This is a genomic window from Pontibacter sp. LHS2, from assembly GCF_058932845.1.
Map to the genome: position 1 here is coordinate 90,184 of NZ_JBZYWG010000004.1, position 11,365 is coordinate 101,548.

The 11,365-nt window shown below is 49.4% G+C and carries 11 protein-coding genes; 6 read left to right on the forward strand and 5 right to left on the reverse strand.

Annotated features, from left to right (window positions below; translation table 11 throughout):
* Window positions 1–219: 219 nt before the first annotated feature.
* Window positions 220–2,043 carry a molecular chaperone HtpG gene (gene htpG, locus AC5FX6_RS18330; RefSeq protein ID WP_493598414.1) on the reverse strand — a complete coding sequence of 608 codons (1,824 nt, stop codon included), beginning with the start codon at window positions 2,041–2,043 and terminating at the stop codon, window positions 220–222.
* A gap of 302 nt (window positions 2,044–2,345) precedes the next feature.
* Between htpG and AC5FX6_RS18335 the strand changes: the two genes are divergently transcribed.
* From AC5FX6_RS18335 to AC5FX6_RS18350, 4 genes are all read left to right on the forward strand, one after another.
* Window positions 2,346–2,675 carry a hypothetical protein gene (locus AC5FX6_RS18335; protein WP_493598415.1) on the forward strand — a complete coding sequence of 110 codons (330 nt, stop codon included), beginning with the start codon at window positions 2,346–2,348 and terminating at the stop codon, window positions 2,673–2,675.
* 173 nt (window positions 2,676–2,848) lie between these two features.
* On the forward strand, window positions 2,849–5,200 hold the full coding sequence (locus tag AC5FX6_RS18340; RefSeq protein WP_493598416.1) for a TonB-dependent receptor: 2,352 nt from the start codon (window positions 2,849–2,851) through the stop codon (window positions 5,198–5,200).
* Between the two features lie 52 nt (window positions 5,201–5,252).
* A complete protein-coding gene (locus tag AC5FX6_RS18345; protein ID WP_493598417.1) occupies window positions 5,253–5,822 on the forward strand; it encodes a hypothetical protein in 570 nt (189 codons plus the stop codon).
* A gap of 265 nt (window positions 5,823–6,087) precedes the next feature.
* A complete protein-coding gene (locus AC5FX6_RS18350; protein WP_493598418.1) occupies window positions 6,088–6,654 on the forward strand; it encodes a hypothetical protein in 567 nt (188 codons plus the stop codon).
* A 72-nt stretch (window positions 6,655–6,726) separates the two neighbouring features.
* On the opposite strand, the gene AC5FX6_RS18355 is transcribed toward AC5FX6_RS18350, so the two are convergent.
* A complete protein-coding gene (locus AC5FX6_RS18355) occupies window positions 6,727–7,359 on the reverse strand; it encodes a YdeI/OmpD-associated family protein (protein WP_493598419.1) in 633 nt (210 codons plus the stop codon).
* 126 nt (window positions 7,360–7,485) lie between these two features.
* On the opposite strand from AC5FX6_RS18355, the gene AC5FX6_RS18360 reads away from it, so the two are divergent.
* Together AC5FX6_RS18360 and AC5FX6_RS18365 are read left to right on the forward strand one after the other, a co-directional pair.
* A complete protein-coding gene (locus tag AC5FX6_RS18360; RefSeq protein ID WP_493598420.1) occupies window positions 7,486–8,727 on the forward strand; it encodes an MFS transporter in 1,242 nt (413 codons plus the stop codon).
* A 240-nt stretch (window positions 8,728–8,967) separates the two neighbouring features.
* Entirely contained in the window at window positions 8,968–9,291 is a 324-nt protein-coding gene (locus tag AC5FX6_RS18365) for a DUF4286 family protein (protein ID WP_493598421.1), read from the forward strand.
* 102 nt (window positions 9,292–9,393) lie between these two features.
* Here the strand turns inward: AC5FX6_RS18365 and AC5FX6_RS18370 are convergent, their stop codons facing one another.
* The 3 genes from AC5FX6_RS18370 to AC5FX6_RS18380 all read right to left on the reverse strand — a co-directional run bounded on the left by AC5FX6_RS18370 (window position 9,394) and on the right by AC5FX6_RS18380 (window position 11,278).
* Entirely contained in the window at window positions 9,394–9,867 is a 474-nt protein-coding gene (locus AC5FX6_RS18370) for a GNAT family N-acetyltransferase (protein WP_493598422.1), read from the reverse strand.
* Between the two features lie 78 nt (window positions 9,868–9,945).
* Window positions 9,946–10,689 (reverse strand): acyl-[acyl-carrier-protein] thioesterase, encoded by a 744-nt coding sequence (locus tag AC5FX6_RS18375; protein ID WP_493598423.1) that lies wholly within the window; start codon window positions 10,687–10,689, stop codon window positions 9,946–9,948.
* Window positions 10,690–10,807: 118 nt separating this feature from the next.
* Entirely contained in the window at window positions 10,808–11,278 is a 471-nt protein-coding gene (locus AC5FX6_RS18380) for a hypothetical protein (RefSeq protein ID WP_493598424.1), read from the reverse strand.
* Window positions 11,279–11,365 lie beyond the last annotated feature (87 nt).

Genomic DNA, 11,365 nt, shown 5'->3' on the forward strand with positions numbered 1-11,365 from the left:
TTTGAATCAATGCGCTTTTGAATGGTGATTGGACAGAACCTTATCTAAGCAACGTAAATATGCTTAAAAATCATATACCGGCCAACACGCCAATGAGTTTAGCCCCTATAACTTTTCGTCGGGCGGCTTAGTTCACAAGTAAACCCGCCACAAAGCAAAAAGCGGCGCCCAACCGGGTGCCGCTTTTATGCTGTTAAGTGTAATTATGAAAAGGTAATCTTACTCTTTGTCGATCAGGTCCACGCTGCGCTTCACGAAGGCAGTCAGGGCTGAGCCGGAAAGCATGTTCTGTGACAACAGCGCCAGGTCGAATGCCTGACGGGCAATGCGCTCCTTATTGTCATCCTTTGCCTTCAGAATACGCTGGTTGATGCTGTGATTCGCATTGATGGTCACGTTGTAAGTGTCCGGCATGTTGCCCATGAACATCATACCGCCACCGCCTGCTTTGCTCATGTCCTTCATGCGACGCATAAACTCTGGCAGGGTGATGATCACCGGCGCATCGTCCGGGGCCATCGGCGCTACTTCCACCTGCATGTTCTGGTTGCTGATGGCCGCCTCATAGATCTTCTTCAGATCTTCCTTCTCGGTATCGTTCAGCACACTGTCGGTAGCCTCCTCTTTCTCGATCAGCTTGCCAATCGTCTCGGAGTCTACACGCTTCAGGGTAGTTTTCTCGAGTTTCTGCTCCAGCATACCGATGAAGTGACTGTCGATTACTGAGTCCAGCTTAAGCACGTCATAGGAGCGGTTCTGAGCTGATTCTACGAAAGCGTGCTGCTTGTCGGCATCGGTAGTATAAAGCAATACCAGCTGATCATTTTTATCAGTTTGGTTGGCCTGAGTCAGAGCCTTATACTCTTCCATGGTATAGTACTTGCCCTCGGTGTTCTGCAACAGCACAAAATCCTTGGCCTTTTCATAGAACTTGTCGTCGCTCAACATACCATACTTGATGAACACATTGATGTCATCCCAATTCTTCTCAAAGGTCTCTCTGTCCTTCTTGAAGATGTCGTTCAGCTTGTCGGCTACCTTCTTGGTGATGTAGGTGTTGATCTTCTTCACGTTAGAATCCGCCTGCAGGAAGGAGCGGCTCACGTTCAGCGGGATGTCCGGCGAGTCGATCACACCATGCAGCAGCATCAGGAACTCCGGTACCACGTCCTTCACCTCATCGGTGATAAACACCTGGCGGGAGTAGAGCTGAATCTTGTTGCGCTGAATCTCAAAGTCGTTCTTCAGTTTCGGGAAGTAGAGTATACCTGTCAGGTTGAACGGATAGTCCACGTTCAGGTGAATCCAGAACAGCGGCGCTTCTGAGAACGGGTACAGCTCTTTATAGAAGTTCTTATAGTCCTCGTCCGTCAGTTCAGATGGCTGCTTGGTCCAGATCGGGTTCGGGTTGTTGATGATCTCACCTTCAAACTCTACTGGAACCGGCAAGAATTTGCAATACTTGTCCAGGATGTTTCGGATACGGGCTGTCTCCAGAAACTCCTCAGAATCAGCAGCCACATTCAGGATCACGTTTGAACCCTGATCTTCTTTGTGGGCAGGCGCTATGGCAAACTCCGTGCTGCCATCGCAGGTCCAATGGGCTGCTTCCGTGCCTTCTTTGTAAGATTTGGTCACGATCTCCACACGATCGGCCACCATAAAGGCAGAGTAGAAGCCCAAACCGAACTGACCGATGATCTGGTTCTGCTCACCAGCGTCTTTGTAGCGCTCCACAAACTCCGTGGCACCCGAGAAGGCGATCTGGTTGATATACTTCTTGATCTCCTCGGCCGTCATACCGATACCATTGTCCGATATGGTAATGGTGCGGGCGTCTTTGTCCACCTTCACGACCACTTTCAACTCGCCCAGATCGCCTTTGTACTCGCCAATGGCGGACAGACGCTTCATTTTCTGGGTGGCGTCCACGGCATTACTCACCAGCTCACGCAGAAAAATCTCGTGGTCGGAGTAAAGGAACTTCTTGATGATCGGGAAAATGTTTTCGGTGTGAATCGAAATATTACCTCTTTCTTCCATGTGCTATACTTTTAAAATCTATATTTTAACAAGTGATGTCTTCTTAACTGGCAGTGACCTGTCTGCGCAAGCGCTTTCAAATCTTGTTCCACAGGTATAGCATTGGTCTATATGTGACAGGTTGTCAGAAAACATCCGCTATACCTTGCACGTTAAGCATCACACAGGCATAAAACTTGTTGTTTTGGCATGATAACCCCAGGCCTATTGCCACCAATGCGAACCCAAACAGGCGATAAGTTTGTTTGTAAAGGCAACATTGGTAAAAAAACTTTATCTTTGTTTTGATCGACCGACTATAGGTGCACCGTTTTACGACATATATCGCCCTCTTTCTGCTGCTGCTGTTCACACGCGCCATGGTGCCGGATCAGTTGCTGCTTAGCCTGCACAGCCATGCCCACACCGAGCATAGCCACCTAGTAGGTGACCACAACAAGGCGCACGTCGAGAAAAAGCACAATCACTGTCCGGTCGAAGATTTGTTCGGAGCGCCTTACCAAGGCCTGACCGAAATATATACCTTTCAAGAACCTGTTTTTTTGCCGGAGCATACCGCCCGGTATATCGCTTATCAGGCGTTTTCCTCTAACACACGCTTAACGCTGCGCGGACCTCCCGCTGTGGCTTAATGATCCTATCCTTTTAAATCAGCTCAGCGTACCGCTTGCCATTCTCTCTTTCTGGCTTTCGTGTACGGCATACTGGTTTTCCATTAATTTCATTGACCTAAGTAAGTCCGCTACCTGTGTTTGCAAATTTGCAGATATAGCAGATAGCGCTTACTGTACATTAAACTTATACAGTGTTCAAAACCGCTTTATTCCACACGCTGTTGGCGTGGCTGTTGCTGCTAGTGGCCGTTCCAGCCTTGGCGCAAGGGCAGCTCTTCACGGACGGGGACGATCCTGTTCAGGACTGCGGCCTCACGCTCTCGGGCAAAGTGCTTGACCACGATACACGTGAGCCACTTATCGGTGCGACTATCTATATAGAAGAGCTGCAGCGGGCTACTTTGTCGGATGAGTACGGCAATTACCACTTCCACCATCTGTGCCGTGGTAGCTATACTTTGAAGATCACTTACATCGGGTACACGCCGGAGCAGTCAGCTTTCAGGATGGCCGTCTCTACGGTCCGTAACTTGACCCTGCATGCCGATGCGAAGCAGCTGCAGGCTGTGGAGATAACTGGAAGCCGACTGCAGGAGCAGGCGCAGGCAACCGAAACGCTGCAGGGACGCGAGCTGGAAGAAACCCGCGGTCTTTCGCTGGGCGAGTCACTGAAGAAGCTGACCGGCGTGAGCTCGGTGCAAACCGGACCTACTGTTTCGAAACCTGTTATTCATGGGCTCTTTGGCAACCGGGTGGTCATTATAAATAATGGCGTGCGCCATGAGTCCCAGCAATGGGGTAATGAGCACGCGCCTGAAATAGACCCGATGAACGCGCAGCAGATGCAAGTGGTGAAAGGCGCTGCAGGGGTACGCTACGGCTCCGACGCCATTGGCGGCATTGTACTGGTAGAGCCCAGAGCGCTACCGGACTCTGCCGGTATAAATGGCGAGCTAACGCTAATCGGTAGCACCAACAATCGCATGGGCACGGTGGCCGGCATGGTAGAAGGCAAATTGCGCCAACTGCCGCTGAGCTGGCGCCTGCACACTTCTGTTAAGAAAGCAGGCAGTGCACAGGCCCCCAGGTATAACCTGAACAACACGGGCTTTGAGGAGCAGAACTTAGCAGCAACGCTAGGCTATCGGCAACAGCGATTTGGAGCGGAGCTGTACTACAGTTATTTCCACAGCAAGCTAGGTTTTTTATCGTCGGCTCACATTGGCAACCTGACCGATCTGGCTAATGCCATAGGCCGGGAGCGGCCGGAGGAGGCAGGCAGTTTTACCTATACTATTGCCCGCCCTTACCAGGACGTGACTCACCACTTGCTCAAGGCCAAAGCTTTTTACAAAACAGGCGATGCCGGTGAATTGCAATTCACGTACGGCTTGCAAGAAAACAGACGACAGGAGTACGATCGTCATCGCAATACCGGTGACCGTCCGCAACTGGACCTGGACCTGCAAACGCACACAACCGAACTGGTATGGGAGCATACGCCAATTGCTAATGTTACGGGTAGCATAGGAGCCACCACCATCTGGCAGAATAATTCCTATGCCGCCAACACAAGGCCATTGCTTCCTTATTTTATCAATACCACAATAGGCGCTTTTGTAAACGAGAAATGGAGAAAGGACAACCTGCAACTGGAGGCAGGTATACGCTATGACAACAAGTCGCTTGACATAAAACGGTGGAACCGTACAGAAGGCGTGCTACGCCCATCCTATACCTTTCACAACTTTTCCGGCAGCCTCGGCGCATTGTATGACCTGGGCTACCACTTTACGTTGAGTGGCAATGTTAGCTATGCCTCCCGCGCACCGCACTCCTACGAGCTATTTGCCAACGGACTGCATAACAGCGCGGCCTCCTTTGAACGCGGAAACCCCGAGTTGGTGTCGGAAGATGCCTGGAACACTGTCGCCACACTGGGCTATCATTCTAACCTTCGGCTAAACGGAGAGATTAGTCTCTATTACAATACCATCAACAATTACATTTACCTGCAGATAGCGCCGGACTATGCTCTGGGCATAGGCGGTGCCTATCTGCAGGCCGACTACATGCAGGCCGATGCTCGCTTCTGGGGAGCGGATATCAGCTTCGACTATGCTTTTACCAACCGTCTTATGCTTAACAGCAAGACGTCGTTAGTATATGCTCAAAACAGGGAGACAGGCAACTACCTACCATTTATTACGCCTGGCCGCACCGACAACACCCTTCGCTACAGTTTCGGAAATGAAAGCGCCTCTAAGCTTTCTGATAGTTACCTGGCGTTGGGAGGGTTGTATGTAGGGCGCCAGAACCGCTCTGATGAACAGTCAGATCCTGTTTTGCCGGCACCAGCTGCTTACTTTCTGCTGCATGCTGAGGCTGGTACCCATGTACAGTTTGGGAAGCAGCAGGTGGAGTTGGGCATTGTGGGCAGCAACCTGCTTGACACCAGCTACCGCGATTACCAGAACCGCCTCCGGTACTTCGCCGACGAGCTTGGCCGCATGGTCATGTTCCGCATCAAGGTTCCGCTGTAGTCACACTTATCTTAAGAATTCAATTATTTAAACCTAAAACAGTTTATTTATCATGAAGAAATTATTCAGACCTTACCTCGCTTTTTTACTAATGGGCAGCTTACTTACTTTTTCAGCCTGTAAAGACGAGGAAGATCCAGAGCCAGATCACGAGCACGATGTTGTTACGACGGTAACACTAACTCTGACACCAGCTGGTGGTGGACAAGCAATAACAGCTACCTGGGAAGACCTTGATGGCCCAGGCGGCAATGCTCCTGAAGTAGATGAACTGGTGCTTAGCGCCAATACAAGCTATACTGGAACTTTAACTTTTGCCTCTGAAGAGGAGCATGGTGACCACCACCACGAACACGACCTGACAGAAGAAATTCGTGAGGAAGGAACTTCGCATGAGGTTTTCTACCTGGTAACACCACAGAACCTGGTTTCTTTCGCGAAGACGGATAGAGACGCAAATGGTCGCCCAATAGGTTTGGAAACGACAGCGACTACCACTTCTGCCGGAACTGGCAAGGTTCGTATTGTACTGAAGCACCAGCCGGGCACTAAGAGCAATACCAGCAATGAGAACACGGGCGAGACAGACGTAGACATTACGTTCGACACCAGAGTTCAATAGTTTATTTACAGATTAACATTCCAAAAAGCGGGCGCCAGGTGGTACCCGCTTTTTTTATAGCTTAGCTCAAATTGTCTCATTAATCCATACAGCATTTGTTAGCAGTCCATTACAGCAGACAACTACACGCATACAATCGGCGTAGATCCGGTTACTTGTAGGTATAGTCACCACGGTCTTAGGAGCGCGTTGCCTTAATTATTAAAACTTCTTTATATTTACACTTCTATTAAAATAAAGTATCATTACTAAACGTAACTATTGTATGAACAAGCTTTTCAGGCCATACCTTACTTTTTTATTGATGGGCACCTTGCTAACTTTTGCGTCTTGCAAGGATGATGATGATCCGGGTCCGGACGATGAGCAGGAGGTAATAACGGCTGTGACTATTTCACTGACTCCAACCGGTAAAGGCCAGAATACAGAAGCAACTATCAGTACTTTATCCGGTACGCCGGTGCAGAACGCTCCACTTACTCTACGCCCAGGCACTGAATATACAGCCGTAGTTACGTTCACTGACGAAAGCAAAACGCCTGTGGAAAACAGGACTACTGAGATCTATGAAGAGCGTGACGAACACTTGCTGGTTTATACCTTTACGCCAACTGCAGGTGGCAATGCAACCTTGACTGTAAATATCACAGATAGAGATCAAAACAACCGCCCTGTGGGTCTGGAATCAACTGTGACTACTGGTCCGGGTACCGGCAACGGGAAGTTGAAAGTGGTCCTGAAGCACCAGCCAGGTGGCCTGAAAACAGGTACTAACACCACTGCCGGCGAAACAGATGTAGATGTTGACTTTAATGTTATAGTGGCTAACTAAGCTACGCTAGCATAGGACATAAAAAGCCCGCAACAGGTATAGCCTGTTGCGGGCTTTTGCTTTTATACCTGTTTAGCGGCCGAGCAGCTGTTGCCCCATCAGCATCTGGATGGTCTTGCCAATACGGTTCGCCCTGGTTTCGGGTCGCTTGGCTTCCTGTATGGCCAGCACGTGCTCTTTGCGGTGTGTAAAAGCCAGCTTCTCAAAGGTCTCCAGCAGTCCCGCAGATTCCAATGCCTCCCGTAAGTCTTGCGGTATCTCCACCGTCCTGTTCTTGCGGTCTATACCTAGGGCATCTACTCCAAACTTTGAAGGGGCGCTGCGCTCCGACTCATGCTTGTAACGCAATGAGGACCACGTGTCATCCACCGCCACCTGTCTTACCGCAGCATAGCCAAGCTCTGATACAAGCGTCCAACCCGTATCGCGGGTGAGATCAGATTTTATACCTGAAGACTTTTTGGGATAGGCTATCCAAAGCTGTCCAGCAGGTTTTAGCGAGGGCACAGCTAGTGGTACATAGTAGTTGAGCTCCTGACTATTAGTGGCAAACACCTGCGCCGCATCGTACAACACACCTATTTCAGGACTTTTGTGCACCTGCACGCCACCGGCTTCTAGCGCTTCCACTATACCTGCCTGCGCATTGAGCACGAGCACCTGCCACCCTGATTTTAAATTTAGCTTTTTGGCTATACCCTGCATGGTTCTCTCTAATTGAATAATAATCCCTAATCTAATAGAAATCACTAAAAGATTACACCTCTAACGTTCAGTCTTTCACAATTATCAGCAAAATACTATATTTAAAGCTGTCATACCCTGAACCTTATGCCGACTGTACAACAATCTCCTCAAAAACATTACCTCTTCAACACAGCCGTGATCGTGGCGGCCCTCGGTTATTTTGTGGACATCTATGACCTTGTCCTATTTAGCATCGTGCGCATACCCAGTCTGCAGTCGCTGGGCGTGACAGACCCCGATGCATTGCTAGACGATGGCGTGATGCTGCTGAATGTGCAGATGGCAGGTATGCTGCTCGGCGGTATTGCCTGGGGTGTGCTTGGCGATAAAAAGGGCAGACTTTCGGTGCTCTTCGGCTCTATCTTTCTCTATTCTGTTGCAAACATCCTGAATGGCTTTGTAACCACCATCCCCATGTATGCGGTCCTGCGCTTTGTGGCAGGCGTGGGGTTAGCGGGTGAGTTGGGTGCAGGTATCACGTTGGTTTCGGAAGTACTTCCTAAGGAGAAACGCGGCTATGGCACGATGGTAGTTGCCACCATTGGTATATCAGGGGCCATACTGGCAGGTATAGTGGGCGAGTACTTTGGCTGGCGCACGGCTTATTTCATTGGCGGCGGACTGGGCATGCTGCTGCTCTTGCTGCGGGTGGGGGTGTATGAGTCAGGAATGTTCAACAACCTGAAACAGACCAATGTCACGCGGGGCAACTTCCTGTCGCTCTTCACCAATGCCAAGCGCTTCTGGAAGTACCTGAAGTGCATCCTGATCGGTGTACCCATTTGGTATGTGGTGGGCATTCTGATCACCTTCTCCCCTGAGTTTGGCATTGCGCTGGGTGTCACGGATACGGTGTCGGCAGCGCGGGCTGTTTCTTTTTGCTACCTAGGCTTGGTATTCGGCGACTTCGCGAGTGGTTTCCTGAGCCAGCGCTTCCAGAGCCGACGTCACATTGTGCTGGCTTTCTTGCTGCTCACCGGTATTTTTGTGGGCGTATACCTGTTGGGTAGGGAGTTCAGCCTGACCGCATTTTATACCTTGTGCGTGGCGTTGGGATTTGCCGGAGGGTATTGGGCTGTGTTTGTCACCATTGCAGCAGAGCAGTTCGGTACCAACATACGAGCTACCGTCACTACCACTGTGCCCAATTTTGTGCGGGGTGCCGTTGTGCCGCTTACCATCACCTTCACATACCTGAAAGACGGTGTAGGGCTGGTGCCGGGCGCCATATTGCTTGCCGTACTTTGTCTGGCCATTGCGATCTACTCCATCCTGACACTAAACGAAACCTACGGCAAAGACCTCGACTACATGGAGCCGCTGTAGTGGAAAGGTTAACTACCTATTGCCTGAGGAGCTTTTGAGAATGCCTGTGACTACCGTGGTTAGATCGATAGAATTACTGGTCAGACCGCTTATATCAACCTCCTTTTCCAGTGAATTAAGTGCTTTGCTTCTTTCCCTTTTCCATGACATCTCCTTATTATGATGTAGGATCTACAAGGTATACGCTCAATTTTTCTGGTCTATACCTGACAAAAAGCTCCTGAAATCGTAATTTTGAGTATGATTATATACAACGTAACCATCAACATCGACAACAGTGTGGCCGAAGAGTGGCTAGCCTGGATGAAGAGCACACACATACCAGAGGTAATGGCTACCGGCTATTTCCTGAACAACCAGATAGCTCGCCTGCTGCACGAAGAGGACAACGGCGGCACTACTTATGCTGTGCAGTATATCTGCCGCAACCTGGAGGATCTGGAAGAATACCAACGTGACCATGCGCCGGGTTTACAGGCAAAGGTGCTGGAGCGCTATCCTGAAAAATTCGTCGCTTTCCGTTCTTTGCTCGAGATTGTAGGCAAAGATGTGGAGCGTGATTAGTAAGCATATTCACTAAAAACCGGGTCCTGCTAAGGTATAGCAGGACTCGGTTTCTTCATAAGCTGCGTCCAGTTTTTGTATCAGTCAAGGCTGATTGTCTGGCTAATCTGCCGTGTAGGCGTTTATCTGCTCTTCGGTCATATTGCAGTTGATCCACTCTCCGTCCAGGTTAGCGCCTATCTTTTTATAAAACGTGATAGCCGGCTCGTTCCAGTCCAGTACCTGCCACTTCATTCGTTTAGCTCCTATTTCCTTTGCTTCGCGAGCTACGGCATTAAACAGCATTTTGCCGATGCCACTTCGGCGAAGACGCTCGGTTACGATCAGGTCTTCCAGGAAAAGCATCTTCCCTTTCCACGTGGAATAAGCGATATAATAAAGCGCTATACCGACCACACCCTCTTCTGTTTCGGCCACGAAGAATTTAAAGATCGGGTTTTCGCCGAATCCATCCCAATGCATATCCTCTAAGGTATTGGTCACTTCATCGGGTGCATTTTCGTACACCGCCAACTCTTTGATCAACTCATGTACCTGTGGCAGGTCGTCTATATTTCCTTTTCTGATCGTTAGCATAATCTCAATTATTGATTGCTGATAGTTAATTGTTATTCCATCCTTTTGAGATGCAGTACTGAGCACGGCCCCAACCTTCTAGCTACTCCAGTTCGTCTTTGCCTGCACTAACTCCTTGCCTGACTCGATGCTGGTGAGTTTGTGCAGGAAAGCGTCAGGCTCCTTGGCTAATCCGGCTGTGGCCATCACCGTGTCACCAAGGGTGCTTTCGGCTTTGAAGATAATGTCTATTTCTTTTAGCTGCTGCTTTTCGAGTAAATCCGCGGGAAGTGTTTCGAGTACCCATTGCAGGTAGCGGGTGTTGGTAACATGGCGGTTCAGGTCGATGTCGTGCCAGCGCACAGGCATTTGCTCTTCGTATATTGTCTCCTCTTGTGGTGGCAGCTTGCCCTTAGCAAAGGGCAATGGTTCCTGACCGGGCACCACTTCCACGGCTGTTATAAAATCAGGCACCGATACCATCTGGCGCTTCACCACATCCATCACCAGCCACACACTCGTCGCCTGCCCCAGCAGCTCACGATCGGCACTATATACCCTGAAGTCGCGGTGCAGGAACACGCGTTCACGTCCTGAGGCCCAAGTTTCGACCGTGATTTTTTCACGGTGCTTCGGGTAGCGGAACATCTCAACTCGCATGCGCTGCAATATCCATGTCAGGCCACGGTCCAGTAGCTCGTACATGGAGATGCCCATGGTAGCTGTGTTGTCCCAGGCGGCTTCCTGCATATAGCTTACCAGGGCCGGCAAAGTGGCTTGGCCGTTTTGGTCTGTCTCGGTAGAGCGCACGGTAAAGGCGCTTTGCCCAGTTACTGATTTCATAGCGTGTGGTTTGGTTCGTGTTGCAAGGTACGCAAGAATCAGGTGTGGGGCTTTCAGGTATAGGGATAAAAAACATACCTATTATAGGTATACACACACGCTTAAAACCAAGAGTGCCTTATAAAAAGACACGCATAAATGCGTCAAAAGGCATAAAAATCAGTCCTAGCACGTAGAACGTTAATGCAATTAAAGTCAGGATCCCCATAAAGTTGAAAAGCAACTTGAGATTCCTGAAAGACTCCGAAATCAACTCTTCGCTATTCGATTCAAGCCCTGACAGCATTTTAGTCGAGAACCTATACAGGTATAATGCAGGGAAAAAGTATAGAAGAGCACCTAAGAAGTAAAGAAACCCCAATCCTATACCTACAGTGGCACTGTTCAGGAGGTTTGAAGCAGAAATACTACCCATACCTCCCCAAAAAACAACTGACATAAATAGTCCTGCTACTCCCATAAAGCCAACGACGATAAAACCTATAATGGCCAGCAACCGACCCCACTTAGCTATATTTCGCAGGAAGTTTCTGGAATCAAAGTTAATACTTAGTCGCTCAGTTGGTTCATTGAAATAATCTGATCCCATTCGCTAGATAATTAAGGATACTAAATTACTTAATCTTATAAGTGTTGCCCTATTCAAATGTTATTAGGGCTGCATAAAAAAGCCAGC